The 25506-nt window shown below is 56.1% G+C and carries 24 protein-coding genes; 16 read left to right on the top strand and 8 right to left on the bottom strand.

Going from position 1 to position 25506, the window contains the following annotated elements; genetic code table 11:
* Nucleotides 1-82: 82 nt before the first annotated feature.
* Nucleotides 83-988: a LysR family transcriptional regulator gene (locus tag AC2T6E_RS01940; protein ID WP_214605104.1), complete on the top strand. Its 906-nt coding sequence runs from the start codon at nt 83-85 to the stop codon at nt 986-988.
* Nucleotides 989-1012: 24 nt separating this feature from the next.
* On the opposite strand, the gene AC2T6E_RS01935 is transcribed toward AC2T6E_RS01940, so the two are convergent.
* Nucleotides 1013-1441, bottom strand: a complete 429-nt coding sequence (locus tag AC2T6E_RS01935; RefSeq protein ID WP_108417415.1) for an OsmC family protein — start codon at nt 1439-1441, stop codon at nt 1013-1015.
* A 75-nt stretch (nt 1442-1516) separates the two neighbouring features.
* Entirely contained in the window at nt 1517-2398 is an 882-nt protein-coding gene (locus AC2T6E_RS01930) for a LysR family transcriptional regulator (RefSeq protein WP_250901290.1), read from the bottom strand.
* Nucleotides 2399-2509: 111 nt separating this feature from the next.
* On the opposite strand from AC2T6E_RS01930, the gene AC2T6E_RS01925 reads away from it, so the two are divergent.
* The 4 genes from AC2T6E_RS01925 to AC2T6E_RS01910 all read left to right on the top strand — a co-directional run bounded on the left by AC2T6E_RS01925 (nt 2510) and on the right by AC2T6E_RS01910 (nt 5914).
* Nucleotides 2510-3361 (top strand): Vmh family MBL fold metallo-hydrolase, encoded by an 852-nt coding sequence (locus AC2T6E_RS01925; RefSeq protein ID WP_042714308.1) that lies wholly within the window; start codon nt 2510-2512, stop codon nt 3359-3361.
* Nucleotides 3362-3591: 230 nt separating this feature from the next.
* The gene (gene bdm, locus AC2T6E_RS01920; RefSeq protein ID WP_010431341.1) at nt 3592-3807 is read left to right on the top strand and encodes a biofilm-dependent modulation protein; all 216 of its coding nucleotides are present in this window, start codon (nt 3592-3594) and stop codon (nt 3805-3807) included.
* Nucleotides 3808-3902: 95 nt separating this feature from the next.
* Nucleotides 3903-4040 (top strand): stationary-phase-induced ribosome-associated protein, encoded by a 138-nt coding sequence (gene sra, locus AC2T6E_RS01915; RefSeq protein WP_013096533.1) that lies wholly within the window; start codon nt 3903-3905, stop codon nt 4038-4040.
* Between the two features lie 176 nt (nt 4041-4216).
* The gene (locus AC2T6E_RS01910) at nt 4217-5914 is read left to right on the top strand and encodes an NAD-dependent malic enzyme (protein WP_089598514.1); all 1698 of its coding nucleotides are present in this window, start codon (nt 4217-4219) and stop codon (nt 5912-5914) included.
* A 24-nt stretch (nt 5915-5938) separates the two neighbouring features.
* Here the strand turns inward: AC2T6E_RS01910 and AC2T6E_RS01905 are convergent, their stop codons facing one another.
* Nucleotides 5939-6766, bottom strand: a complete 828-nt coding sequence (locus AC2T6E_RS01905; RefSeq protein ID WP_108417413.1) for an HNH endonuclease — start codon at nt 6764-6766, stop codon at nt 5939-5941.
* A gap of 330 nt (nt 6767-7096) precedes the next feature.
* Here AC2T6E_RS01905 and AC2T6E_RS01900 point away from each other — a divergent pair, with 330 nt between their 5' ends.
* The 8 genes from AC2T6E_RS01900 to AC2T6E_RS01865 all read left to right on the top strand — a co-directional run bounded on the left by AC2T6E_RS01900 (nt 7097) and on the right by AC2T6E_RS01865 (nt 17281).
* A complete protein-coding gene (locus AC2T6E_RS01900; protein WP_486690348.1) occupies nt 7097-8809 on the top strand; it encodes an ABC-F family ATP-binding cassette domain-containing protein in 1713 nt (570 codons plus the stop codon).
* Nucleotides 8810-9006: 197 nt separating this feature from the next.
* On the top strand, nt 9007-10017 hold the full coding sequence (gene adhP, locus AC2T6E_RS01895; protein WP_416719084.1) for an alcohol dehydrogenase AdhP: 1011 nt from the start codon (nt 9007-9009) through the stop codon (nt 10015-10017).
* A gap of 149 nt (nt 10018-10166) precedes the next feature.
* Nucleotides 10167-11786 carry a TIGR04028 family ABC transporter substrate-binding protein gene (locus AC2T6E_RS01890; RefSeq protein ID WP_427353664.1) on the top strand — a complete coding sequence of 540 codons (1620 nt, stop codon included), beginning with the start codon at nt 10167-10169 and terminating at the stop codon, nt 11784-11786.
* 10 nt (nt 11787-11796) lie between these two features.
* The gene (locus AC2T6E_RS01885; RefSeq protein WP_126817019.1) at nt 11797-12741 is read left to right on the top strand and encodes an ABC transporter permease; all 945 of its coding nucleotides are present in this window, start codon (nt 11797-11799) and stop codon (nt 12739-12741) included.
* Entirely contained in the window at nt 12738-13589 is an 852-nt protein-coding gene (locus tag AC2T6E_RS01880) for an ABC transporter permease (protein ID WP_148400737.1), read from the top strand. Before AC2T6E_RS01885 ends, AC2T6E_RS01880 begins: the two co-directional genes overlap by 4 nt.
* Complete coding sequence (locus AC2T6E_RS01875; RefSeq protein WP_486690344.1) at nt 13586-15193, top strand: dipeptide ABC transporter ATP-binding protein; 1608 nt, start codon at nt 13586-13588, stop codon at nt 15191-15193. Before AC2T6E_RS01880 ends, AC2T6E_RS01875 begins: the two co-directional genes overlap by 4 nt.
* Nucleotides 15190-16179: a putative FMN-dependent luciferase-like monooxygenase gene (locus tag AC2T6E_RS01870; protein ID WP_486690342.1), complete on the top strand. Its 990-nt coding sequence runs from the start codon at nt 15190-15192 to the stop codon at nt 16177-16179. Before AC2T6E_RS01875 ends, AC2T6E_RS01870 begins: the two co-directional genes overlap by 4 nt.
* A 10-nt stretch (nt 16180-16189) precedes the next feature.
* Nucleotides 16190-17281, top strand: coding sequence for an alkylhydroperoxidase domain protein (locus AC2T6E_RS01865; RefSeq protein ID WP_212473978.1), 1092 nt, complete (start codon nt 16190-16192; stop codon nt 17279-17281).
* A 5-nt stretch (nt 17282-17286) separates the two neighbouring features.
* Here AC2T6E_RS01865 and araJ read toward each other — a convergent pair whose 3' ends face one another.
* Both araJ and AC2T6E_RS01855 read right to left on the bottom strand, forming a co-directional pair.
* Nucleotides 17287-18462, bottom strand: coding sequence for an MFS transporter AraJ (araJ, locus tag AC2T6E_RS01860; RefSeq protein WP_126817004.1), 1176 nt, complete (start codon nt 18460-18462; stop codon nt 17287-17289).
* A 120-nt stretch (nt 18463-18582) separates the two neighbouring features.
* A complete protein-coding gene (locus AC2T6E_RS01855; RefSeq protein WP_010431379.1) occupies nt 18583-19227 on the bottom strand; it encodes a quinolone resistance pentapeptide repeat protein QnrE3 in 645 nt (214 codons plus the stop codon).
* 179 nt (nt 19228-19406) lie between these two features.
* Here AC2T6E_RS01855 and ppk2 point away from each other — a divergent pair, with 179 nt between their 5' ends.
* The 3 genes from ppk2 (at nt 19407) to AC2T6E_RS01840 (ending at nt 20863) form a co-directional block, all read left to right on the top strand.
* Nucleotides 19407-20249 (top strand): polyphosphate kinase 2, encoded by an 843-nt coding sequence (ppk2, locus tag AC2T6E_RS01850; protein ID WP_234419579.1) that lies wholly within the window; start codon nt 19407-19409, stop codon nt 20247-20249.
* A gap of 102 nt (nt 20250-20351) precedes the next feature.
* Nucleotides 20352-20540: a hypothetical protein gene (locus AC2T6E_RS01845; RefSeq protein ID WP_108417404.1), complete on the top strand. Its 189-nt coding sequence runs from the start codon at nt 20352-20354 to the stop codon at nt 20538-20540.
* A complete protein-coding gene (locus tag AC2T6E_RS01840; protein WP_108417403.1) occupies nt 20540-20863 on the top strand; it encodes a CcdB family protein in 324 nt (107 codons plus the stop codon). The genes AC2T6E_RS01845 and AC2T6E_RS01840 overlap by 1 nt, the downstream gene beginning before the upstream one ends.
* Nucleotides 20864-20905: 42 nt before the next feature.
* On the opposite strand, the gene fdnI is transcribed toward AC2T6E_RS01840, so the two are convergent.
* The 3 genes from fdnI to fdnG are packed head-to-tail and all read right to left on the bottom strand — an operon-like array spanning nt 20906 to nt 25501.
* The gene (gene fdnI, locus AC2T6E_RS01835) at nt 20906-21562 is read right to left on the bottom strand and encodes a formate dehydrogenase-N subunit gamma (RefSeq protein WP_108417402.1); all 657 of its coding nucleotides are present in this window, start codon (nt 21560-21562) and stop codon (nt 20906-20908) included.
* Entirely contained in the window at nt 21555-22442 is an 888-nt protein-coding gene (gene fdxH, locus AC2T6E_RS01830) for a formate dehydrogenase subunit beta (RefSeq protein ID WP_119936597.1), read from the bottom strand. Before fdxH ends, fdnI begins: the two co-directional genes overlap by 8 nt.
* An 11-nt stretch (nt 22443-22453) precedes the next feature.
* On the bottom strand, nt 22454-25501 hold the full coding sequence (gene fdnG, locus AC2T6E_RS01825) for a formate dehydrogenase-N subunit alpha (RefSeq protein ID WP_486690336.1): 3048 nt from the start codon (nt 25499-25501) through the stop codon (nt 22454-22456).
* Nucleotides 25502-25506: the final 5 nt, after the last annotated feature.

Here is a 25506-nt window from a genome sequence, read left to right as displayed (position 1 = left end):
CACTTTAGCGCTGGCGTAATTGGTGAAAAATGGGCAAAAATGAAAATGACTATTCACACAGAGAAATAATCCGGGGGATCGCATGGATCAATTACTGGCGATGCGGGCGTTTACGCGAGTCGTCGAATCCGGCAGCTTCACGCGTGCGGCAAATTCTCTGAACATGCCGATCGCCACGCTGAGCAAGCTGGTTAAATCGCTGGAAACGCATCTGGAAACGAGGCTGCTGCACCGGACAACCCGCCGCGTCGTGACGACGCTGGAGGGGACGGAATACTATGAAAAAGCCATGCGGGTGCTGATTGATATTGAGGATATCGACACCTCGTTTCGCGCCTCCTGCTGTACGCCCAAAGGGCATTTGCGTATTGACGTCGGCGGCTCCACCGCGCGTGACGTGCTTATCCCCCTGCTGCCGGACTTTATGCAGCGGTATCCGGATATTCGCATCGATCTGGGCGTGGCTGACCGACCGGTAGATTTGATAGGCGGTAACGTGGACTGCGTGATCCGCGGTGGCCCGCTTGATGATTCAACGCTGATCGCCCGCCGCATCGGGGAGGCGGAAAGGGTGACCTGTGCTTCACCCGACTATTTGAAGCGTCACGGCATTCCCGCGTACCCGCAAGAGCTGCGCAATGGGCACAAGCTGGTGAGCTATCTCTCACCCGTGACCGGACGGGCGTTTCCTTTTCGCTTCAGAGAAAACGGCGAGGCGCTGGAAATCAGCGTGCCGCACTATCTTGGGGTGAACGAAAGCAATGCGCACCTGGCAGCGGCGGTCGCTGGGCTGGGAATTATTCAGACGTTTGGCTACGCGGCCCGTTCCTCTTTGAGAACCGGAGCGTTAGTTGAAATCCTTCATGAATGGCGTCCTGCGGATTATCCTTTTCACGTGGTTTATCCGCAGAACCGGCATCTGACGCATCGCCTGCGGGCATTTATTACGTGGCTGGGTGACGTGTTCCCGACAGCGTTGAAGGGCTAGCCGGGCGGGCGCCCGGCTTCAGACTTAGTTGAGCTTATAGTCCAGCGTGATTTCCGCTTTTAGTACCTGCGATACCGGGCATCCAGCTTTGGCCTTCTGGATGATGCCGTCGAATTTCTGCGGGTCAATACCCGGTACGGTGACCTTACTGGTCAGCGCAATTTTTGTGATCGCAAAACCACCGTCGGTTTTATCCAGTGAGACATCCGCCGTGGTGTCAATGGAATCCGCGGTGAAGCCCGCTTCACCAATCATCAGCGACAGCGCCATTGAGAAACAGGCGGCGTGCGCTGCGCCAATCAACTCTTCCGGGTTCGTGCCCTTTGCGCCTTCAAAACGGGTGTTAAAGCCGTAAGGTTGTTGATTCAGGACGCCACTTTCCGTTGAAACCGTCCCTTTTCCTGATTTGATGTCACCAGACCAGTGTGCCGAACCGTGCTTATGAATCGTCATTCTTGCTCTCCTTTTGGCTTACAAAGGATTAAGTATAGGACGCTAAGCGTATTCTGCATGAAAGACAGACGAGTCTTAACCCTCCATGAGCGACTTAGCCAGTGCATCAAGGAACACCCGCTGAGCCGCAGGCTGGTAATCCCGAGATTGGTAGATGCCAAAAATGCCGATCGGCTTGGGCGTTAATGCCTCGAGCACCTGCACCAGCTTACCCTGTGATAGGGCTTCCTTAGCCTCGCGCTCCGGTAGCATCGCGATGCCGCCGTGGTGAATGGCGGCGTCCATCAAGAGAGACGAAATGCTGGCACTGAGGTTTCCGCCCACCGCAATTGAAACGGCTTCCCCCTTCGGCGTCAAAAACGACCAGGACTGACCCGCGAAGAAGCTGTAGTGCAGGCAGTTGTGGTTGGCCAGGTCGGCTGCGGTCGTCGGTGCCCCATAAAGCGCAAGGTAGTCGGGCGAAGCACAAAGCACCGAGCGACACTCACCCAGCCTGCGGGCAATCATTCCCGGCTCCGGGTTATCCGTGATGCGAATCGCCACGTCAATCCGTTCTCCGACAAGGCTCACCGGATGGTTGTTCACGTCCAGCTCAACGCGCAGCTGCGGAAACCGGGACAGCAGATCGGGCAGCACCGGCGCGATAATGTGCATAGCGGTAAAATGCGCGCAGGCCACCCGCAGCGTGCCTGAAGGCAAATCTTTTGCCGACTGATCTTCAATTTCCTGCGACAGCCGCGAAAGCGTGCGCGTTTTTTGCAGCACCTTTTCCCCTGCCGCCGTCAGCGTCAGCTTGCGCGTCGAGCGGTTTACCAGCCGCGTTCCCGCCCACTTTTCCATCTGTTCCAGATAGCGGCTGACCATTGGGCGAGAAATACCCAGCGCGCGGGCTGCCGCGCTCAGGCTCCCCAGCTCGCATATTCGGTTATAGACCTGAGCAGCAATAACGCGATCCATACAACACTCCATTTGCTCGATTTATGAAACAAAGCATGTCTTGTTTCAGGAATTCTGGCAAATGCGAATATCCGTACAATAGCGATATTCCTGAACAACAGAGACAACAGCATGAAATTCACTCACCTTGCCCTGCTTTCCACCCTTTTCACTCCGGCTGTGTTTGCCGCGCCGTTGACCATTGATACCTATAACCCGCAGGAAAAAGGCATTTTTGCGGTCTCCTCCACGCTGGTCTCCGGCCCGAAAGAGGCGGTGCTGTTTGACGCGCAGTTCAGCGTGAAAGATGGCGAAGCGCTGGTAGAAAAAATCCGCAAAAGCGGGAAAACACTGAACAAGATTGTGATCACCTCCGGCGATCCGGATTTCTATTTTGGACTTCAGCCGCTGGTGAAAGCCTTCCCGAATGCCAAAGTGGTGGCCACGCAGCATGTGGTTGACCATATCAAAGCCACCAAAGACGCCAAACTCGCCTTCTGGGGTCCGCAGATGAAAGACGGCGCGCCAACGGAGCTGGTCGTCCCGCAGGTGCTCGCGTCCACCACGTTTATGGTTGACGGAGAAAAGATCGATATTGAGGAGCCAGACAGCTACGCGGCCTATGTGTGGATCCCATCAGCGAAGACTATCCTCGGCGGCACCGGCGTCTCCTGGGGCATTCACGTCTGGACAGCGGATACCCAAACGTCGGCTCGCCGTCAGCAGTGGCAGGAAACCCTGGATAATATGGCCGCGCACAAGCCAGAGCGCGTGATCCCGGGCCACTACCTCGGTACGCCGCCAGCCGGAACCGGCGCTATCGACTTTACCCGCACGTATCTGCAGCAGTTTGAACAGGCATTGGCCAAGCATAAGGATTCTGCTGGCGTGATTGCCGCGATGAAAAAACAGCAGCCGGACCTGGCCGAAGTCAGCTCTCTTGAGTTAAGCGCAAAGGTGAATACCGGCGAAATGAAGTGGTAAGTTAAAATCTGCTCCTGCTATATTTCCGTGATAGCAGGAGCAACCCGCAAATATCTACCCACTCTCCCATTGATTCCCCCTCCTTTTTAAAAGCACATAAAAGCATGCACTTATGACTTTTTTAATTCTAAGATGAATCTTACACACAGCGCCGGAAATATTTGCCATTCTGAATGTGAATTATATTTTTGCACGCCGTAACATTAAACAGACAACGACACGGAGGCAGCATGTTTACTTATTACCCGGCAAATACTACAGCAGCACAACCGGAACTCGTTAACGCCATTGCGCAGGGTCTTCACGCCGAGCACGGTGCTGTGACTGAAGATGACATTTTGATGGAACTGACCAAGTGGGTGGAATCCACAGACAATGACATCCTCAGTGACATCTACCAGCAGACCATTAACTATGTTGTTAGCGGGCGAAACGCACCTTTGTAAAAACCTGCTAAGCTGGATCTGCAACCTAAGGGGTTACATTTCGTTTGCGTAAGCAAGCTTGTCCTTAAAACTATCAACAGGATTGAGGAGTTAACATGAAATCGAACCGTCAGGCACGCCATATTCTGGGACTGAACTACAAGCTTTCAAACCAACGTAAAGTGGTGATTGAGGGCGACAGTGAAACGCAGGTCACCCACGCCACGGGCAGAAAGCGCCACGCAGGCAAGTAAGTTCCAGTAAGACATTTACGACACCATCGGTAATCCCGATGGTGTTTTTATTTATGTGTTGCGGTAATTAATATTTAGCTCCTTTATAATACCGCCCGACCGCACCCCGTAGCACAGGCCAGAAAGATGACAAACAGCAGTGTCAGGGACGGATCTTCATAAAAAGAGTGAGTGACATGGACAACAAACTGAAAAAACATCGTTCCTTATACATCCCATACGCCGGACCCGTTTTACTCGAATTTCCCCTGCTCAACAAAGGCAGCGCCTTCAGCATGGAAGAGCGCGGCAGCTTTAACCTGCTAGGCCTCTTGCCTGAAGTGGTTGAAACCATTGAAGAACAAGCAGAGCGCGCCTGGATCCAGTATCAGGGCTTCAAGACGGAAATCGACAAACACATCTACCTGCGCAACATCCAGGACACCAACGAAACCCTCTTCTATCGCCTGGTGCAAAACCATCTCGAAGAGATGATGCCGGTGATCTACACCCCGACGGTGGGTGCCGCCTGTGAACGTTTCTCTGAGATCTATCGTCGTTCCCGTGGGGTATTTATCTCTTATCAGAACCGTCACAACATGGACGATATTCTGCAGAACGTGCCAAACCACAATATTAAAGTCATCGTGGTGACTGACGGCGAACGTATTCTGGGTCTTGGTGACCAGGGCATTGGCGGGATGGGGATCCCAATCGGTAAGCTCTCCTTGTATACCGCCTGCGGTGGCATCAGCCCGGCGTATACCCTGCCGGTGGTGCTGGATGTCGGAACCAATAACCAGCAGCTGTTGAACGATCCGCTTTACATGGGCTGGCGTCATCCGCGTATTACCGACGATGAGTACTATCAGTTTGTCGACGACTTCATCCAGGCCGTGAAACAGCGCTGGCCGGACGTACTCTTGCAGTTCGAAGACTTTGCGCAGAAGAACGCGATGCCGCTGCTGAACCGTTATCGGGATGAGATCTGCTCGTTCAACGACGATATCCAGGGCACCGCTTCGGTGACCGTAGGCACGCTGATCGCTGCCAGCCGCGCAGCCGGTAGCCAGCTGAGCTACCAGAAAATTGTCTTCCTTGGCGCAGGCTCTGCGGGCTGTGGTATTGCCGAGCAGATTATCGCCCAGACGCAGCGTGAAGGGTTAAGCGAAGAGCTGGCCCGCTCCCGCGTCTTTATGGTTGACCGTTTCGGCCTGCTGACCGACGGTATGCCGAACCTGCTGCCGTTCCAGACCAAGCTGGTGCAGAAGCGCGAAAACCTGAAAAACTGGGATACCGACAACGAAGTCCTTTCCCTGCTGGACGTGGTGCGCAACGTGAAGCCGGATATTCTGATCGGTGTTTCCGGGCAAACCGGTCTCTTCACCGAAGAGATTATTCGCGAGATGCACAAGCACTGCGAACGCCCTATCGTGATGCCGCTGTCTAACCCGACCTCACGCGTGGAAGCGACGCCGCAGGACATCATCGCCTGGACAGAAGGTAATGCACTGGTCGCGACCGGCAGTCCGTTCGATCCGGTGGTGTGGAAGGATAAAACCTATCCGATTGCCCAGTGCAACAACTCCTACATCTTCCCGGGCATTGGTCTGGGCGTGATCGCCTCCGGCGCATCCCGCATTACCGACGAAATGCTGATGTCGGCAAGCGAAACCCTGGCGGGCCACTCTCCGCTGGTCAATGACGGCGAAGGTCTGGTGCTGCCAGAGCTGAAAGACATTCACAAGGTGTCGCGCGCTATCGCATTCGCGGTAGGTAAAATGGCGCAACAGCAGGGCGTGGCGGTGAAAACCTCTGCCGACGCGCTGCAGCAGGCCATCGACGACAACTTCTGGAAGCCTGAATACCGCAGCTATCGTCGTACTTCGATTTAAAATGTGAGTGGGCCACTGGCCCACTTATTTTTTGCTAGGTTGCCAGCTTTTATCTATCCGCGGTTCACCGTAATGCTCCTGCCGATGACAGTTAGGGCAAAGGGCAATAGCATTGTCTACGTTGTCTTCCCCATTTTCTGATAGCGGAATAATGTGATGAACTTCTAAATAATATCTCCCATCCTTCGTGCGCTGAAATGGCGCCGGGGCATCACAACATTCACAATTATTTTGAGCTCTGAGGAGTACTTCGGCCACAACATCGGGATTACGATCGTAACGCCAGACGGAAACCTGTTTTTTCGCCGGATGCACAGACGCATTTTGCAGCCGCTTTCGTCTTTCCTCAGATTGTAGTTTTAACGCCTTGCTTACTTTGTCGTAAAAGTCGTTTTCATCGCGGCCAGGAATATCTTCGCTGTCCACTCGCTGTTGGTTAAGTTGTTCCTTGAGGATGGCAATAACCGTCGCGTCCAGAGGCTTCTGGAATGTCCTTCCTGTTTGAGCGAAGTGATTCATGAAGCGATCCCAACGGTATTCTTTGCCCGCTGGAGGCAGAACTTTGCTTAATTTGTGGCGATCAAGCGTAATAAAATCATCTAGCTTAGACACATCGCTCAACTGCACGCGATGGGGGTAAACGTTTCCCTCCTCGAAATCGATCCCTTCAATACGGTAAAGTCCGCAAAGCTGGTATCCCACAGATTTATGAACATTTTGGATGACAAAGACAAAGTCACCTGTTTTTACATTACTCAGCTTTTTCTCACTACTTGCACTAACACCATATCCCTTGATGTAATCAAAATTGCTGGAATTAGATGCACTGTGATAGGCGTAATAATAGGCCATACGCTCAACCTCCTTTTGGTTTCATAATGAAGGGTATCGGCATAATGACAAAATTCTTAACGTGCAATCGTGTGACATTCGATTATACTTTCGACACACATTAACCAACTGAATATATAAGGAGGCCAATTATGCTGTATCGTGAAATTTTCAATGTTTCACATACATTTGGTGATCGCACCAGCTCAAGCGTTATCGGTATCGTGCTGCGATAACTTCTGCTTGAGCGAAGACACCACCCCCTGAAATCCCTTCTCTCGGGCTTACTGAGTTATCGTCAGCGATGTTTGACGAGGCATAAACATGCCTGTAACTCTTGGGTAAGCAACAATGAGCACTTTACTCACTGCACAATCTTTACGCGTTGATACGGCGTTTGGCACGCTCTTCGACTCACTCTCCTTTACGCTGAAAAAAGGCGACCGCATTGGCCTGCTGGGCGACAACGGCTGCGGCAAAAGTACGCTGCTGAAGGTGCTGGACGGCACAGATTCCCCTGCTGCCGGAACGGTAGCGCTGGCCGGGCACTGCCTGATGGCACGCGTGGAGCAACATCTCCCGGACGCCATTTTCCCGCTGACCATGCTGGATGCCGTACTCGCACAGCTGCCTTTTGCTGAGCGCGACAGCCAGCGCTGGAAAGCCGAAACGCTGCTGGCAAGCATGGGCTTCACGCCGCAGGATATGATGCTGCAATCCGCAACGCTCAGCGGCGGGCAGCATACGCGTCTGCTGCTGGCACGAGCGTTGATCCACGATCCGGATCTGCTCCTGCTGGACGAACCGAGCAACCACCTCGATTTACCGACCCTGCTGTGGCTGGAACAATTCCTGCAGAACTGGCCCGGGAGCTTCGTGCTGGTCTCGCACGACAGACAGCTGCTGGATGCCGTCACCAACGGCAGCTGGATCCTGCGCGATAAGATGCTGCACTACTTTGCCCTTCCCTGCACGGCGGCACGCAAGGCGCTTGAAGCAAAAGATGAAAGCGACGCGCAGCGCCACAAGGCGGAGCAAAAGGAGATCGACCGCGTCACCGCCAGCGCGAAGCGGCTGGCGACTTGGGGAAAGGTCTACGACAACGAAGACCTTGCCCGCAAAGCCAAACAGATGGAAAAACAGGTCGAACGACTGAAGGAGAGCCAGACGGCGCTTACGGCAGGCAGTCAGTGGACGTTAACCCTGCGCGGCGACGCGCTGCGGGCAGACCGTCTGCTGGAGATGGAAAACCTCAGCGTCCCGCCTGCGCCCGGGCTACCGCCGCTGTTTAACATCGACATGGCGCGGCTGAAAAGCGGCGATCGCGTGGCGATTGTCGGTCGTAACGGCTGCGGCAAATCGTCGCTGATGAGGCTTATCTGGCAACAGTTTGCCGATAAGCCCGCAGACAGCGGGTTGAAAATCCATCCGCGCGTGTCACCAGGCTATTACGACCAGACGCTTAATCAACTGTCGGACTCTGCCACGCTGCTTGACGCGCTGGAGCCGTTCGCACCGGATCCGCAGAACCGCAAAATGGCGCTGATAAGCGCGGGTTTCCCGTGGGCGCGTCACGGACAAACCGTCAGCACGCTCAGCGGCGGCGAGCGCTCTCGCCTGCTGTTCGTTGGCCTGACGCTTGCCCGCTATAGCCTGCTGGTGCTGGATGAGCCGACCAACCACCTTGATATGGAAGGCAAAGCGGCGCTGGCAGAAACCCTTCAAGAGTTCGAAGGCGGCGTGCTGCTGGTCAGCCATGACCGTCAGTTAATCAGCCAAAGCTGCAACCGTTTCTGGCTGATTGAAGAGGGAACGCTGAGCGAATGGCACGATGCCGAAGCGGTGTTTGAGCGGATGCGTGAAAGCGCGGGTCTGGTGACACCCACCGCGCCCGTCATCGCCGATGAGACAGTTCAACCCTCGCCGTATGACGATCTGCTTGAACGGCTGGTCGCGCTGGAAACGCTGCTGGAAGACGATCTGGCGCGTAAGCCGAAGCATCAAAAGCCGCAGCTGCAGGCGCAATGGCGTAAAGAGATTGAGGAGATAGAAGCACAGCTGTAAGTCTGCGCCCGGCGAGCACCTCGCTGGGCCAGCATTTTCCCCCCTTAATTATTAGAGGAACGCCGTATTCTTAATCTGAAATCGGCTTAAATGATGACATTATGTTGCCATTGCCTTGCATTACAGCGCCAAACCACTAATCCTTAAGGAGTATTACACCTGCTATGCAGATACTCATCATGAACAAGGAGATACACATGAAGGCTGCTGTTGTCACTCAGGATCACCAGGTCAACGTTACCGAAAAAACCTTACGTCCGCTAAAGCACGGGGAAGCCCTGCTGAAGATGGAGTGCTGTGGCGTATGCCATACCGACCTCCACGTGAAGAACGGCGATTTCGGCGATAAAACCGGGGTGATTCTGGGCCATGAAGGGATTGGCATCGTGAAGGAAATCGGCCCCGGCGTGAAATCACTGAAAGTTGGCGATCGTGCCAGCGTGGCGTGGTTTTTCGAAGGCTGCGGCCACTGCGAATATTGTAATTCCGGCAACGAAACCCTGTGCCGCGACGTGAAAAACGCCGGTTACTCCGTTGACGGCGGCATGGCGGAAGAGTGCATCGTCACCGCTGACTACGCCGTAAAAGTGCCGGATGGTCTGGGATCCGCTGAAGCCAGCAGCATCACCTGTGCAGGTGTCACCACCTACAAAGCGGTGAAAGTGTCTGGAATCAAACCGGGCCAGTGGATTGCAATTTATGGTCTGGGCGGGCTGGGCAACCTCGCGCTGCAGTACGCCAAAAACGTCTTTAACGCCAAAGTCATCGCCCTTGACGTTAACGACGAACAGCTGAAGCTGGCGGCCAGCATGGGTGCAGATTTGACCATCAACTCCCGCAGCGAAGATGCCGCGAAAATTGTGCAAGAGAAAACGGGCGGCGCACATGCCGCAGTCGTCACTGCCGTCGCAAAAGCCGCATTCAACTCAGCCGTTGATGCCGTGCGTGCCGGTGGCCGCGTGGTTGCGGTTGGCCTGCCGCCGGAAGCGATGAGCCTCGACATTCCGCGCCTGGTGCTGGACGGCATTCAGGTGGTCGGTTCGCTGGTCGGCACCCGTCAGGATCTGCAGGAAGCCTTCCAGTTCGCCGCTGAGGGTAAGGTTGTGCCGAAAGTGACGATGCGTCCGCTTGAGGACATCAACGCCATCTTTAAAGAGATGGAACAGGGCCAGATCCGCGGCCGTATGGTGATCGACCTGCGTTCATAACCGATCATCTTTCATCACCGCTCCTCTCCGGGGCGGTTTTTTTATAGCCATTTTCCGGCAATCCTTATCTTAATTCCTTTGTTCCCTTGTTTTCCCCTGCGCCCGATGATGAATCCGACGCTAACAAGAAGATAACAAAGGAATTCACCATGCAAACCCCATTTCGTCTGCCGCTGCTGACGGCGCTGATTCTGGCGACAACAACAGCCTGGGCAGCAGAAGTGCCCGTCAAAGGCGGCACGCTGATCTATCTGGAGCAACAGGCGCACACCAACCTCTACCCGCCCGCCGGCGGCTTCTACCCGAACGGCGGTATCCTGAACCAAATCACCGACAAGCTGACGTGGCAGAACCCGAAAACGCTGCAGGTGGAACCCTGGGTGGCAGAAAGCTGGACCACCAACGCCAATAAAACCGAATATACCTTTAAAATTCGGCCCGGCATCACCTTCTCCGACGGCACGCCGCTGGACGCCAGTGCCGTAGCGAAAAATTTTGATACCTACGGTTTAGGCAATAAGGCGCAGCGCCTGCCGGTGTCAGAAGTGATCAACAACTACGATCGTAGCGAAGTCATCGACCCGCTGACCGTGAAGTTCTACTTCAAAAAACCATCGCCGGGGTTCCTGCAGGGCACCGCCACCATTGGCTCAGGTTTGGTCTCGCTCAGCACGCTGAAGCGCAACTTCGAAGAGCTGGGTGATGCCCGCCATATCGTTGGCTCCGGGCCGTTTGTGGTTAAAGACGAAAAGCTCGGACGCGAAGTGACGCTGGAAGCCCGCAAAGACTACCAGTGGGGACCGAAAAGCCTGGCGCAACAGGGGCCAGCGAATCTCGACGGCATCAAGTTTATCGTCACCCAGGAGGACAGCGTGCGCGTCGGCGCCCTGCTGGCGGGTCAGGCCGACTTTATTCGCCAGGTGCAGGCGTATGACGAAAAGCAGGCGACCGATCAGGGCTATAAAATCTACGCAGCGCCTACGCGCGGGGTTAACGACAGCATCAGCTTCCGCCCGGATAACCCACTGGTCTCCGATATCCGCGTGCGCCAGGCGCTGCTGCATGCCACCAATGCAAAACAGGTGGTCGAGACCCTCTTCTCGCCTAACTACCCACAGGCCAAATCGGTCATTGCCGATTCAGCCGCAGGCTTTGTCGATCTCAGCGAAAAATTGACCTTTGACCCGGCCAAAGCCAACCGGCTGCTGGACGAGGCGGGCTGGAAAGCGGGCGGCGACGGGATCCGCGCCAAAGACGGTCAACGTCTGGCATTGACGGTATATGAATCCCTGCCGCAGCCGCAAAACAAAGAGGTGCTGCAGCTGGTTGCCCAGCAGTGGCGACAGGTGGGCGTGGCGCTGAGCGTCAAAGCCGGTGACGCAGGCAGCCGCACGCTGGATAACCTTGACCCGCTGAAAACGCCGCTAACCGTCTCCGAAGTGGGCCGCGCCGATCCGGACGTGGTGAAAAGCATGTTCTACCCCGCTAACCGCGACGCGCTGCTGCAAAAGGGCGGATCCAGCGACAAGGTCAAAAACTTCCGTGACGACAAGCTGAATGAACTGCTGGTGAACATCTCTGCTGAAGTCGATCCGCAAAAACGCCTGCAGCTGACGGGAGACGCCCAGCGCTATCTGCTGGACAAAGCCTACGTCATTCCGATTTTCGAGGAGCCGCAGGTCTTTGCCGGTGCTCCGTGGTTAAAAGGTGTGAATTTTGAAGCGGTTGGCCGCCCGTCGTTCTACGGCGCGTGGATTGAGAAACACTGAGGAGATGACGATGCGCCACGCACTTCTTCAACGTCTTGGGCACGGCCTGCTGGTATTGTGGGCTGCCTTTACCCTCTCGTTCGTGCTGCTCCAGGTGCTGCCGGGTGACGCGGTGCTGATCAAATTTCAGAACCCGGATCTGGGACTAAGCCCGGCACAAATCGAGGAAATGCGCGTGGCGTACGGCGCGGACAGCCCGCTGTGGCAGCAATATTTTCATACGCTGCTTGCAATGCTGCACGGTGATTTCGGCTACTCCTTGCAGGCTGGCGTACCGGTTAGCGAGCTGATTGCCAGCAACCTGCCGGACACCCTGAGCCTCGCTCTGCCCGCGTTTGTGCTCGCGGTCCTGCTGGCGTTTGCGCTGGCCTTTGCCTCCCGCCTGCCGGGTCTGCGCTGGCTGAGTAATACCCTTCAGTCTCTGCCGGTCCTGTTTATCTCCTTACCCACGTTCTGGCTGGGGATTGCCCTCATCCAGCTCTTTTCTTTTCAGCTGCGGCTGATCCCGGTGATTAACCCGACGCCGCTGCAGGGGCTGATCCTGCCGATCGTCACCGTCGCCATCCCGATCTCCGCCCCGCTGGCGCAGATTCTGATGCGCAGTCTCGACCAGGTGGCGGCGCAGCCGTTTGTCGCCGTCGCCCGGGCCAAAGGGCTGAGCGAAACCGCCGTCCTGTGGCGTCACGTCACCGGTAACGCCCTGCTGCCGGTCCTGAACATTGCCGGATTGCTGCTGGGCGAACTGATTGCCGGGGCGTTGATCACCGAAACGGTTTTTGGCCGCAGCGGGCTGGGACAGCTGACCCAGCAGGCGGTGAATAACCAGGATATCGCCGTGCTTCAGGCCGTGGTGATGATTTCTGCGCTCGGTTTTGTGCTGATTAACCTGATGGTGGATCTGCTGATGCCGCTCTTCGATCCACGCCTGCAAACCGTTACCGGAGGTGCCTCATGAGTCTGGTCGATTACGCTGCCGCCGCGCGCAAACGCGTCCCGACGTGGCAAGGGCTGCAGTGGCAGCCGGGACTCTGGCTGGCCTGGGCGGTCATTATCGCCGCCGCGCTCGCCGCCGTTGCGCCGGGTCTGTTTACCCACTACAGCCCGATTGAAGGGATTGCCGGGGCGCAGCGTCTGGCTCCGCAGGCCGATCACTGGCTGGGTACCGATCAGCTTGGCCGCGACGTGTACGCCCGCATTGTCTACGGCGCGTCGCATTCGCTGAGCGCCGCGCTGGCCGCCGTCACCATGGGGCTACTGGTCGGCACCGGGCTGGGCGTGATAGCCGGGGCGTTCGCCGGGCGCGTCGAATCTCTGCTGATGCGTTTTGTTGACGTATTGCTGTCAATTCCGTCCCTGCTGCTTTCCCTGACTGTGATCATCCTGCTCGGGTTTGGCACCGTTAACGCCGCCGTCGCCGTGGGCGTCGCCTCGATTGCCAGCTTTGCTCGCCTGGCGCGCGGTGAAGTCGTGCGCATCCGTCACACGGACTACGTCGAAGCGGCGTACGGCAGCGGCGGAACGTTCTTCGCCGTGCTGTGGCGACACATTCTGCCCAACTCGTTAACCGCCGTCCTCGCCTTCGCCACGCTTCAGTTTGGTCAGGCTATCCTGGCGCTGTCCACGCTGAGCTTCCTCGGTTATGGCACTCCGCCCCCCATTCCGGAATGGGGTTTACTGATTGCCGAAGGCCGTAACTATCTCTCAACCGCCTGGTGGTTAACCACCTTCCCCGGCGTGGTGGTCATTGCCGTGGTGCTGGCCACCAACCGTATCAGCCAGCAGTTTAGCGGAGGTCGCTCATGACCGTTCTCTCTGTGGAAAATTTGACGATTAGCTACCGTACCGCTCGCCAGTGGCAAGAGGTGGTTCATAACGTCAGCTTTACCCTCAAACGGGGGGAAATGCTGGCGTTTGTGGGCGAGTCAGGATCCGGTAAAACGAGCACTGCACAGGCCATCATGGGGTTGCTGGCCGATAACGCCCGGCGTGATGCGGGCAAAATCATCCTCAACGGCGAGGAGATAAGCCAGTGGTCAGCTAAACGTCTCGATACCCTTCGTGGCGCGCGGATTAGCCTCGTCCCGCAGGATCCGGGTAATTCCCTCAACCCGGTGAAAACCATCGGTGCGCAGGTGGGTGAAATAATTGAACTACACCAAAAAGTGCCCCACGCACAGCGTGATGAACAGGTGCTCGCCCTGCTGACTAAAGTGGGGTTGAGCCACCCCGAACAACGCATGAAACAGTATCCTCATCAGCTCTCCGGCGGCATGAAACAGCGCGTGTTGATTGCCATCGCCATTGCCCTGCGACCGGACGTGATTGTTGCCGACGAGCCGACCAGCGCGCTGGATGTGACGGTGCAAAAGCGCATTCTGGATCTGCTGGACGCTCTTCGCCGGGAGTCCGGTACCGCCGTACTGTTTGTGACGCATGACCTGGCGCTGGCCGCACAGCGTGCCGACAGGCTACTGGTGTTCCGCCACGGTGAAGTGCAGGAGCACGGCGCGACCGATGATATCGTCCGCGCCCCGCAGCATGCCTATACCCGCCAGCTGTTAAGCGATTTACAGGGCCAGCGTCTGACTATCGCGCCGGTCTCGGGACGTCCGCTGGCCTCGCCTGCTATTCGCGCGCTGTCCATCAGCAAGCAGTTCTCGTTGGGTAAAGGGCATCAGCTGCAGGCGCTGGACGACGTCAGTTTTGACGTCACGCGCGGCAGTACACACGCGTTAGTCGGCGAATCGGGCTCGGGCAAAACCACCCTTGCCCGCATTTTGCTCGGGTTTGAGCAGGCGGACAGCGGGCGGGTGATTATCGATGATATTGATGCCACCACCCTCAGCAGGGAGGCACGTCGACAGCTGCGTCAGAAGATCCAGTTCGTCTACCAAAACCCGTTTGCCTCGCTCGACCCGCATCAGACGCTGTTTGAGATTATTGAAGAGCCGTTAAAAAATTTCGCCCGTCTCAGTAAAGCGGAACGCAGGACCCGCGTGGAGACGGTTGCGCAGCGGGTGGCTCTGCCGCTCGACGTGCTGGGGCGTACGGCGCGGGAACTCTCCGGTGGCCAGCGCCAGCGCGTGGCCATTGCCCGGGCGCTCATCCTGGAGCCGACCCTTATCGTTCTGGATGAAGCCACCTCCGCGCTGGACGTTACCGTGCAGGCGCAAATTCTGGCGCTTCTCCAGCAGCTGCAGCAACAGCTTGGGCTGACCTATCTCTTTATCACACACGATCTGGCAACGGTTCGCCGCATAGCCCACACCGTCACCGTGCTGCAGGGCGGTAAAGTCATCGAGCATGGTGCCGTTGAGACGTTGTTCAACGCCCCGCAGAACGACTATACCCGCGAACTTATCGACGCTATTCCCCTTTTTTCACCCGCTACGGAGGAGTTCGCATGACGCGAAAACGCCTGGGCTTTTTCACACGCCTGCTTGACGACGCCACGCCAAAGGAGCGCTATCGACTGGCAACCGAACAGATCCGCCACGCCGAACGCCACGGTTTTGACAGCGCCTGGATTGCGCAGCATCACTTTCATGAAAACGAAGGCGGGCTGCCGTCGCCGCTGCTGTTTTTGGCACACGTTGCCGCGCATACCGAAACCATCCGCCTGGGTACGGCCATCATTACCCTGCCGATGGAAAACCCGCTCCGCGTCGCAGAAGATGCCGCCGTGCTCGATTTACTCGCCAATGGACGTCTTGAAGTCGGTTTTGGCTCCGGCGGCACGCCGACCTCTTTTCTGCCCTTTGGCCTGACGTTTGAGGAGCGAGGCGCGGTCTTCGCTGACCATTTGCACGCGATCCAAAGCGCCTGGCGCGGGGATTCGCTGACCCATCCGGATAACCACCTTTATCCGCCTGCGCCACAGCTGGCCGACCGTATCTGGATTGCCACGTTCTCCGTCGACGGTGCCGCGCGCGCCGCGCGGGCCGGTCATGGGCTGATGCTGTCTCGTACCCAGCCTCGCCCCGCTGAACAGTTAGATTTAACGCTCGGCCAAATCCAAAACCCAATTGTTGACGCCTATCTTGACGCGCTACCCGCCGGTATCGCGCCACGGATCCTGGCCTCACGTACGGCGTTCGTCGCCGACAGCGATGACTATGCGCTGAAGGTGGCGACGCCGGGCTTAACCCGACAGGCGCAACAGCATCGCGCGGCGGGACATAGGGTAACAGGTGACACTGTCACGGATTATCGCAGACAGTTCGATGCGCATATCGGGTCGCCGGAAACGGTACTGAACTCGCTTAAAGCGGACGGCATCCTGGCGCGCGCCACGGATATCTCATTCCAGGTGCATTCGGTAGAACCTTCGCACCGGGACACCCTACGATCGATTGAATTGATTGCAGAACACATCGCCCCCCACATTGTTTGAGGAGACACGTATGGCTTTAAGTCAGGATATTCTCGCTGAACTGGCGGAAATCGTGCCCGGTTCGCCGCTGGCAGAGGCGCGGGCCACGCGGGACGCCGCCACACGCCACGCTCAGGGCAGTTATGAGATTTTATTCAGCCAGCAGGATGCAGCATTTGCGCTGGATGAACGCTTTGCCGTGGCGGCGAAGGTCGCAAAATGGCACAACGCTGAGGCGCTGGCGGCACACTATGCCGGATTTGGGCTGGCCGATCCGACCTCCGGACGCCTGACCGCCGCGCTGAACTTTGCCCGTCTGCTCACCTTCTCACCTGTCGACGCCACACCCGGTGCATTACAGGCGCTTGTAAAGGCGGGATGGAGCAAAGACGGCATTGTCACCCTTGCTCAACTGATCGCCTTCGTCAGTTTCCAGAGCCGACTCATTGCCGGGCTGCGTTTACTGAATGATAAACCCATTGCGGCCAGCGATACGCCCGTCGTTGCGGGGGCATGGCACACCAACGCAACCACTGCCACGGGTAAAGCGGCCCCCGTCGCGTTCACCCAGCAAGAGCTGGGCTGGGAGCCATGGATTGCCGCTAAACCTCTGGCAGAATTTAACGATGATGAAGTGACTATTCTCGCCAAATTTGGCCATACGGAATCTGACTATTTCCGCCTGCTGGGTCGCAACCTGCCGGTTCTGGAACAGCGCACGTTAACGGATAAAGGGATTTTTTACACGCCGGGAGGATTACCGCGTGCTGAACGCGAACTGGCCGCGACGGTAGCCAGTAAAATCAACGGCTGCATTTACTGCGCATCTGTCCATGCGCGCAAAGCGAGCCAGCTGTCAAAGGACGACGGCGCGGTGGAAACCCTTCTGGCCGTCAGGCCGGGACGCGCCCTGAGCGAGGGGCAGTCTGCGCGCTGGCAGGCGGAAATCAACTATGCGGCGGCGCTGTCGGTCACGCCACCTGCCGCCACGCCGGGCCATCTGGCTGAGCTGGAAAAACAGAAACTGGATACGCTTGAAAAGCTCGATCTGCTGCAATCCGCCGCGTTCTTTGCCTGGGCCAACCGTCTGATGTTGACCCTGGGCGAGCCCTGGCTTCCCTGAAAAAATCAGGCCAGCGCCCGTGCGTTGGCCTGACGCTTTTTGGCGCAGAGATGGCCATACATCAACAGCGAGGTCATCGCAGCGAAGGACAACAACGCCGCCGGTAGCGTGACATAGCGCCAGCTAAAGCCGAGCGTAATCATCATCCCACCAAAGTATGCCCCTACAGCGCTACCCAGATTAAAGGCCATCTGTCCGCCCGCCGCCCCCAGCATTTCGCCCCCTTTCGCATTCTGCAGCAGAAGAATTTGCAGCGGTGCGGAAAGTGCAAACAGGCCTGCACAGCAGACAAAGCCCATCAACAGCGAGGCCGTTTTCAGTTCGCCAAAGGCGAAAAGCAGCAACAGTGAGGCGACAATGACCATGTCGGTGGTGGCAGCAATGCGCAACGGGCTAAACCGCCCCGAGAGTTTACCGCTCAGCAGATTGCCCAATACCATGCCGAGCCCCATCAGCATCATTATGACGGTCATCATGCCTTCGGAGAAACCCGATACATTGACCATAAACGGCTTAACGAAGCTGAACCACGCGAAGACGCCTGCGTTGCCAAACATGGTGGCGGCGAAAATCAGCCAGGGCTCCGGTTTCTTCAGAAAGTGGAACTGCGCGGTCAATTTGATCTCTGATTTATCGTGCAGAGTGGGCACCCACAGCAACACGGAGAGGATCACCAGCACATCAAAGGCAGCAATCAGGAAAAAGGTATAGCGCCAGCTGTACTCATGCCCCAGCCACGTCCCGAGCGGTACGCCGACAAGATTGGCAACGGTCATTCCGGCGATCATACCGGCCACCGCGACCGTAACTTTTCCCGGCGGCGCAATTTTGGAGAGGATTATCGCCCCTACGCCGAAAATCGCGCCGTGAGGGAATCCGGAAATTAGGCGGCCTGTCGCCAGCCCGACGTAAGAATGTGAAAGGCTGAATAGGGCATTCCCAATGACGCACATCGCCACTAAGAACAATAATGTTGATTTCAGAGAGAACCGGCTGGAAAACAGCGCCACAATCGGTGCGCCTATCACCACGCCGAAGGCGTAAAAGGAGATCATGTTCCCGGCAGAGGGAATCGAAATCCCGGTGTCCTTCGCCAGTTCCGTCAACACGCCCATCACGCCGAATTCGGCCATTCCCAGACCAAACGTACCAAGCGCCAACGAAAAAATTGTTTTTTTCATACCACGACCACGGGTTAACTATTCGCGACGGGCATTATCAAACAATCTGGTATGGTGAACCAGTTCAAATCAGTTGGCTGACAGGTTAATCCATTCATTCAGGTGAGACTGTGAATACCGTTAGCCTAAAACAACGATGCCAAGTCGCTCCATCAACTGGGAAACCTGATAGCTGTCCAGTTTGACGCCCTGCAAATCAATACCCCTCACGTCCAGATCACCCAGTTCTGAATTGGTCAGATCGCAGTGGGTAAAATTGGCCGCTCGCCAGTCAAAGGATGAGAACTCGCCCCCAGACAGATCCGAGCCGCTAAAGGTAGCGCCAAGTATCTGCGCGCCGTTCCAGCGGTTTTCCCACAGCTCGCATTTTTCCAAAACCACCTTCGAAAAATTGGCATAGCTCAGGTTGCTTTTTGTGATGTAAGCACAGCAAAACCAGGTACGGGTGGTGATCATGTTCATAAAACTGGCCCCGCGGAAATCGGCCCCTTGCGCCCTGCATTCACGGATTTCGATGCCTAATGCATTTGAATGCCTGAAATCCGCCATCGATAAATCGCAGCTTTTGAAAATAGCATCTTTAAGTTGCGCCCGATTAAAGTTACCGCCCTGCTGGCTTTCCCGGTCATAGAACTGACAGCCGATAAACTCCGAGCTGGTTAAATCCGTACCGGAAAAGTCGCAGTTACGAAAAATTGCATTCTCTATTTTCTCGCCGGTAAAACGGTTACGACCTATTTTTTCGCCTTCAAAAATCAATGCCATGGCACCACCCTGTTTATTTATACAGTCCTTCTCACCATTCTAACCCGTTACCTGATGAAGGGAAACACGCTTATCAGACACGTATGTCAAAAATTCCCGCGAAGGTTGCCGGCCAGCATTACACTTCAAAGTGTTAGTTCCTTCCAGGCACATCACCCGATTCGGAGATGAGGATTATCATGGGAAACGCAAAACAGAATAAAACGAAAGCAGTGACCGTGACCAAAGCCAGCGTAGACAGGGAGGTTAAACCCGCGCTGAAGACCAAAGAGTATGAACAAGAGCTTCGTCGCCTTCACGTGGAACTGGTTAAACTCCAGCAGTGGGTCGTCGCCAAAGGATTAAAGGTCTGTATTGTGTTTGAAGGACGCGACGGCGCCGGTAAAGGCGGCACCATCAAAGCAATCACCGAGCGCGTCAGCCCGCGCGTCTTCCGCGTTGTCGCGTTGCCCGCCCCCACCGATAAAGAGAAAAGCCAGCTCTACTTCCAGCGTTACGTGCCGCATCTGCCCTCTGCCGGTGAAATCGTCATCTTTGACCGCAGCTGGTATAACCGCGCGGGCGTCGAGCGCGTGATGGGGTTCTGTACCGAGGAGCAGGTGGAGAAATTTTTGGACGGCACGCCGGTGATGGAAAAAGCGATGGTGGATGCCGGAATTATCCTGCTGAAATACTGGCTGGAAGTCACACCAAAAGAGCAGGAGCGCCGTCTGCGCGATCGCATTAACGATGGTCGTAAGATCTGGAAGCTGTCCCCGATGGACATTAAATCTTTCAACCTTTGGGACGAATACACTCTCGCCCGCGACGCGATGTTTAAAGCCACCGACACCGCCTGGGCACCGTGGTTTGTGGCGCGTTCAGAAGATAAAAAGCGCGTGCGGCTAAATATTATTTCGCACCTGCTTAAACAGATCCCCTATAAAGACATTCACGTCGAAAAGGTCGACTTGCCGAAGCGTAAAATTGGCAAGATAAAACCCACGAAATACCCGTTCCGGTATGTTGAAGAGCGGTTCTGATATTACTGGAAGACGGCTCGCGGAATGGAGATTACCAGGTTAAACAGTATTGTTTTTTGTTGGCTGCGGTTGATAATGACCGCACCAACAAAGGAGATACCGATGAAATCAAAGCGAGTGGAAAATCGTACTGTAAAAGAACATCTTACGGATGTCTTACCGTGTCCGCCGTTGTCAGCTGAAGATCGCGTGCTTGAGAGCCAGCAGGACAAGGGGTTCATAAAAGCCATGAATGAATTGACCGCAAAAGCTGGGTTACTATCTGATGACCCTTATTTTGGAGGGCTTTGATGTGCTTCCAGTTTGATGTTTATCGAAATCCCTCAGAAAGGACACGTGAATATCAGCCTTATTTTATGATTATTCAGCATGATTTTTATGAGGATTTATCAACGAGGCTTATTATGCCATTGAGCTATCATAATCACCTGAAAGGCTATTTTAATGCTGTGACCCCGCTGGTAAATATTGATTTTCAGACATTTTTTCTGAATACAGCAGCAATAACATATGTGGATAAGAAAAAACTAAGTAATAAAAATTATGTATGTAATTTGAGCAGTGCAAGAAGCAATGTAATTGCAGGGATTGATGCACTGATTACCAATACATAACCCCTGCGCAAGCGCCGCCGGGCAAAGCCGACGGCGCAGGTCTTACTTCATCCCTTCCGTACTCTCTTTTTTCGCTTCCAGACGTTCCACATCACGATACCAGCGCGGGTGGTGCTTCTGCGCCCAGCGGCGGCTCACCTTCCCTTCAATCATCCCTTTAATCGATCCTTTCACCCAGAACGCCATATACATATGGATCAGGATGGCATGGATCAGAATGATGGCCGACGTGGCGTGGATGAGCAGCGCATAGCGAATCACCTGAATCGGGAAATACTGCGCAAAATAAGGACGCCAGATAATCACCCCGGTCACCAGCAGCACAAAAATCATGCTCATGATGGTCCAGAACATCATCTTCTGCCCGGCGTTGTATTTGCCCACCTTTGCGACTTTATGCTCGTTGCCTTTCAGGACTTCAACAATCCCTTTCACCCATGGGATGTCCTGCTTGTCCGGGATGTTGTGATGAACAAAACGCACGAACATAAACATCAGCACCACGAAAATCAGCACGCCGAAGAATGGGTGCAGAATTCGCCCCATCTGCGGCGTACCGAAGGTTTCGGTCAGCCACTGCAGTGTCGGGAAGAAGAATGAGATCCCGGATACCGCCACCAGGAAGAAGCAGATCACCACCGTCCAGTGACAGGCGCGGTCGATAAACTTCGTGCGCACAATCATTTTCGACTTACTCATGGTGTTCCTCCTCCTCGTCGTCATCCACCTCTTTGTTTGGCCCGATCCCAATGTAGTGATAAATCAGCCCGGCAAAAGTGGCGATAAAGCCCGCCGCCGAGAGCGGTTTGAGCGCCCCTTTCCACAGGTTGATCGAGGTATCGATCGCCGGATCTTTCGGCAGATTGTGGTACAGCTCCGGCTGGTCGTTATGGTGCAGCACATACATCACGTGCGTACCGCCCACGCCCTGCGGGTTATAAACGCCTGCATTTTCGTACCCGCGCGCTTTCAACTTGTCCACCCGCTCCTGCGCCACGTCCAGCATCTCTTTCTTGGTGCCGAAGTGGATAGCGCCGGTGGGACAGGTCTTGACGCAGGCAGGCTCCTGCCCGACGCTGACGCGGTCCACGCACAGGGTGCATTTGTATACCCGGTTATCCTCTTTATTGAGGCGCGGGATATTAAACGGACAGCCCGCGATGCAATACCCGCAGCCGATGCAGTTGTCCTGCTGGAAGTCGACGATCCCGTTGGCGTACTGAATAATTGCACCGGCAGACGGGCACGCCTTCAGGCAGCCCGGATCTTCACAGTGCATACAGCCGTCTTTGCGGATTAGCCATTCCAGCCTGCCGTTCTGGTCGGTTTCGCTAAAACGCATCACCGTCCATGATTTGGCGCTCAGATCCGCCGGATTGTCGTAGACGCCAACGCAGTGCCCAACCTCATCGCGGATATCGTTCCACTCAGAACAGGCCACCTGGCAGGCTTTACAGCCCACGCAGGAGGAGACATCGATAAGCTTTGCGACCTCTGCCTTATAATCCCGCGCGCGAGGCGCGGGCGTTATCGGGTTGGTCGCGGAGCGTTTGATAATGTCTTGTGTTTCCATCGCCATTGAATCGCTCCTTACGCTTTCTCGATGTTGACCAGAAACGCCTTGTACTCCGGCGTTTGCGAGTTGGAATCGCCGACGTTAGGCGTCAGGGTGTTGGCGATGTAGCCTTTCTGCGCCACGCCCTCAAAGCCCCAGTGCAGCGGAATACCCACGGTTTCCACCTGCTGACCGTGCACGTTCAGCGACTGCAGGCGGCGAGTAACCACGGCAACGGCACGAATAAAGCCGCGCTTGCTGCTGACCGTGACGCGATCGCCGTTGGCTATGCCTTTCGCCTTCGCCAGCGTTTCGCTGATCTCCACAAACTGTTCCGGCTGCGCGATAGCGTTAAGCCGCGCGTGCTTGGTCCAGGTATGGAAATGCTCAGTCAGGCGGTAGGTCGTTCCGACGTATGGGAATTTGTCCTTTTTGCCCAAGCGCAGCACGTCCTCTTCGTAAATACGCACCACCGGGCTGGAGACCACGTTCGGGTGCAGCGGGTTAGTCCCCAGCGGCGTTTCCATCGGCTCGTAGTGTTCCGGGAACGGCCCTTCCGCCAGCTTGTCGAGGGCGAACAGGCGTCCCAGCCCTTCCGGCTGCATGATAAATGGCCCGGTGTTGCTGCCCGGCGCGGCGGTGTTGTAGTCCGGGATATCGTTCCCCGCCCACTTCGCCCCGTTCCACTGGATCAGCATGCGCTTCGGATCCCACGGCTTGCCGTTGATGTCCGCAGACGCGCGGTTGTACAGCACGCGACGGTTCAGCGGCCACGCCCATGCCCAGCCCAACGTATTGCCCAGCCCGGACGGGTCGGCGTTATCGCGGTTGGCCATCTGGTTACCCTGCTCCGTCCAGCTGCCGGTGTAGATCCAGCAGGACGACGCCGTCGTGCCGTCATCGCGCAGCAGCGCGAAGCTGTTCAGCAGTTGACCTTTCTTCGCCACCAGGTTGCCGCTCGCGTCATAGAGATCCGCCAGCGCCACGCCGTTGTTCTCTTTGGCGACTTCCTCTGACTCAGGATGGTCAGGCTGCTTGTAGTCCCAGCCCATCTTCAGCAGCGGCTCCGCGCCTTTGCCACCTTCAGTGCGGTACATTTCGCGCAGGCGATGGTAAATCCCGGCGAGGATCTCACCGTCATTACGCGCTTCTCCCGGCGCATCCTGACCTTTCCAGTGCCACTGCAGCCAGCGGCCGGAGTTGGCAATAGAACCATCCTCTTCTGCAAAGCAGGTAGACGGCAGGCGGAACACTTCGGTCTGAATCGACGCCGGATCGACATCGTTTGATTCCCCGTGGTTCTGCCAGAAGGTGGAGGTCTCGGTCACCAGCGGATCGATAACCACCATGTACTTCAGCTTGCTCAGGCTGCGAACGACTTTGTTTTTGTCCGGGAAGGAGGCCACCGGGTTGAAGCCCTGGCAGATATAGCCCGTGACGTTGCCCTTATCCATCATGTTGAAATACTTGATGACGTCGTAGGCCTGGTCCCACTTCGGCAGCCACTCAAAGCCCCAGTCGTTCTCCTTCTGCGCCGCATCGCCGTAGAAGGATTTCATCAGGCTGACGTAGAACTTCGGATAGTTGCTCCAGTAGTTCACCTGATCCGGCAGCGTCGCCTTAGGCGTATTCGCCGCCAGATAGGTCTGCAGATCGGCCTGCTTCTCAGACGGTAGCGTCAGGTAGCCTGGCAGGCTGGTCGACAGCAGGCCGAGGTCGGTCAGGCCCTGGATGTTGGAGTGACCGCGCAGCGCGTTTACGCCGCCACCGGCCATACCCATGTTGCCGAGCAGGAGCTGGATCATCGCCATGGTGCGGATGTTCTGCGCGCCAACGGTGTGCTGCGTCCAGCCCAGCGCGTACAGGAACGTGGTCGTTCTGTTTGCGGCATTGGTTGAGGCCAGCACTTCACACACTTTCAGGAAGTCGGCTTTCGGCGTGCCGCAGATGTTCTCCACGACGTCAGGCGTATAGCGGGATACATGCTCTTTCAGCAGGTTCCACACGCAGCGCGGGTGCGTCAGCGTTTCATCACGCATCGCATAGCCGTTTTCATCGAACTGATAGTTCCAGGACGATTTATCGTACTGGCGTTTTTCGGCGTCATAGCCGCTAAACAGCCCGTCATCAAAGGCAAAATCATCCCGCACCAGCAAGTTCGCGTTGGTGTAGTGCTTAACGTATTCCGCGTTAATTTTGTTATTTTCGATCAGGTACAACAGTACGCCGGAGAGGAACGTGATGTCCGTACCGGAGCGGATCGGCGCATAAATATCGGCCACCGATGCCGTACGCGTAAAGCGCGGATCGACGACGATCAGCGTCGCATCGTTGTTGTTTTTTGCTTCCATCGCCCAGCGGAAACCCACAGGGTGTGCTTCAGCGGCGTTACCGCCCATCACCACCACGACGTTAGCGTTTTTGATATCAACCCAGTGGTTGGTCATCGCACCGCGACCAAATGTTGGAGCAAGACTTGCTACCGTTGGTCCGTGTCAGACGCGCGCCTGGTTGTCTACCGCCAGCATGCCGAGAGAACGCACAAATTTTTGCGTCAGCATGCCGGTTTCATTACTCGCCGCAGATGCGCACAGCATCCCGGTGGAAAGCCAGCGGTTAACCGTTACGCCCTGCTCGTTCTTTTCAATAAAGTTGGCATCGCGGTCGGCTTTCATTAATTTGGCGATTCGGGAGAAGGCCTCATCCCAGGAGATTCGCTGCCACTTGTCGGAACCCGGCGCGCGGTATTCCGGGTAGCGCAGGCGATTTTCACTGTGAACGTAGTCCAGCAGCCCCGCCCCTTTCGGGCAAAGTGCGCCGCGGCTCACCGGATGATCCGGATCCCCTTCAATATGGTAAATCGCTTCTCTGGCGTTCTTCGCGCCATCGCCCAGGCTATACATTAAAAGCCCACAACCTACGGAGCAGTATGTGCAGGTGTTACGGATCTCTTTCGCGCGCAGCAGCTTATAGTTGCGTGCCTGAGCCAGCGCCATTTTGGGAGCAAATCCCAGCATCGCGGCTGTTGTTCCGGCCATACCGCCCGCGCAGATTTTGAAAAATTGTCTGCGGCTGACGTCCATTGTTG

The organism is Enterobacter sp. B79-1 (genome assembly GCF_057444735.1).
The sequence above is the reverse complement of the archived record's forward strand: the minus strand, read 5'-3'. Positions and strand labels throughout refer to the sequence as shown.

What these genes read in the sequence shown, in the direction of transcription:
- AC2T6E_RS01870 (WP_486690342.1), top strand. Translation starts at nt 15,190, where the DNA reads ATGACGCGAAAACGCCTGGGCTTTTTCACACGCCTGCTTGACGACGCC.
- AC2T6E_RS01880 (WP_148400737.1), top strand. Translation starts at nt 12,738, where the DNA reads ATGAGTCTGGTCGATTACGCTGCCGCCGCGCGCAAACGCGTCCCGACG.
- AC2T6E_RS01940 (WP_214605104.1), top strand. Translation starts at nt 83, where the DNA reads ATGGATCAATTACTGGCGATGCGGGCGTTTACGCGAGTCGTCGAATCC.
- AC2T6E_RS01845 (WP_108417404.1), top strand. Translation starts at nt 20,352, where the DNA reads ATGAAATCAAAGCGAGTGGAAAATCGTACTGTAAAAGAACATCTTACG.
- AC2T6E_RS01855 (WP_010431379.1), bottom strand. Translation starts at nt 19,227, where the DNA reads ATGGCATTGATTTTTGAAGGCGAAAAAATAGGTCGTAACCGTTTTACC.
- AC2T6E_RS01900 (WP_486690348.1), top strand. Translation starts at nt 7,097, where the DNA reads ATGAGCACTTTACTCACTGCACAATCTTTACGCGTTGATACGGCGTTT.
- AC2T6E_RS01905 (WP_108417413.1), bottom strand. Translation starts at nt 6,766, where the DNA reads ATGGCCTATTATTACGCCTATCACAGTGCATCTAATTCCAGCAATTTT.
- AC2T6E_RS01910 (WP_089598514.1), top strand. Translation starts at nt 4,217, where the DNA reads ATGGACAACAAACTGAAAAAACATCGTTCCTTATACATCCCATACGCC.
- fdnI (WP_108417402.1), bottom strand. Translation starts at nt 21,562, where the DNA reads ATGAGTAAGTCGAAAATGATTGTGCGCACGAAGTTTATCGACCGCGCC.
- AC2T6E_RS01890 (WP_427353664.1), top strand. Translation starts at nt 10,167, where the DNA reads ATGCAAACCCCATTTCGTCTGCCGCTGCTGACGGCGCTGATTCTGGCG.
- sra (WP_013096533.1), top strand. Translation starts at nt 3,903, where the DNA reads ATGAAATCGAACCGTCAGGCACGCCATATTCTGGGACTGAACTACAAG.
- AC2T6E_RS01875 (WP_486690344.1), top strand. Translation starts at nt 13,586, where the DNA reads ATGACCGTTCTCTCTGTGGAAAATTTGACGATTAGCTACCGTACCGCT.
- AC2T6E_RS01865 (WP_212473978.1), top strand. Translation starts at nt 16,190, where the DNA reads ATGGCTTTAAGTCAGGATATTCTCGCTGAACTGGCGGAAATCGTGCCC.
- AC2T6E_RS01840 (WP_108417403.1), top strand. Translation starts at nt 20,540, where the DNA reads ATGTGCTTCCAGTTTGATGTTTATCGAAATCCCTCAGAAAGGACACGT.
- fdxH (WP_119936597.1), bottom strand. Translation starts at nt 22,442, where the DNA reads ATGGCGATGGAAACACAAGACATTATCAAACGCTCCGCGACCAACCCG.
- AC2T6E_RS01930 (WP_250901290.1), bottom strand. Translation starts at nt 2,398, where the DNA reads ATGGATCGCGTTATTGCTGCTCAGGTCTATAACCGAATATGCGAGCTG.
- araJ (WP_126817004.1), bottom strand. Translation starts at nt 18,462, where the DNA reads ATGAAAAAAACAATTTTTTCGTTGGCGCTTGGTACGTTTGGTCTGGGA.
- adhP (WP_416719084.1), top strand. Translation starts at nt 9,007, where the DNA reads ATGAAGGCTGCTGTTGTCACTCAGGATCACCAGGTCAACGTTACCGAA.
- AC2T6E_RS01885 (WP_126817019.1), top strand. Translation starts at nt 11,797, where the DNA reads ATGCGCCACGCACTTCTTCAACGTCTTGGGCACGGCCTGCTGGTATTG.
- AC2T6E_RS01935 (WP_108417415.1), bottom strand. Translation starts at nt 1,441, where the DNA reads ATGACGATTCATAAGCACGGTTCGGCACACTGGTCTGGTGACATCAAA.
- bdm (WP_010431341.1), top strand. Translation starts at nt 3,592, where the DNA reads ATGTTTACTTATTACCCGGCAAATACTACAGCAGCACAACCGGAACTC.
- ppk2 (WP_234419579.1), top strand. Translation starts at nt 19,407, where the DNA reads ATGGGAAACGCAAAACAGAATAAAACGAAAGCAGTGACCGTGACCAAA.
- AC2T6E_RS01925 (WP_042714308.1), top strand. Translation starts at nt 2,510, where the DNA reads ATGAAATTCACTCACCTTGCCCTGCTTTCCACCCTTTTCACTCCGGCT.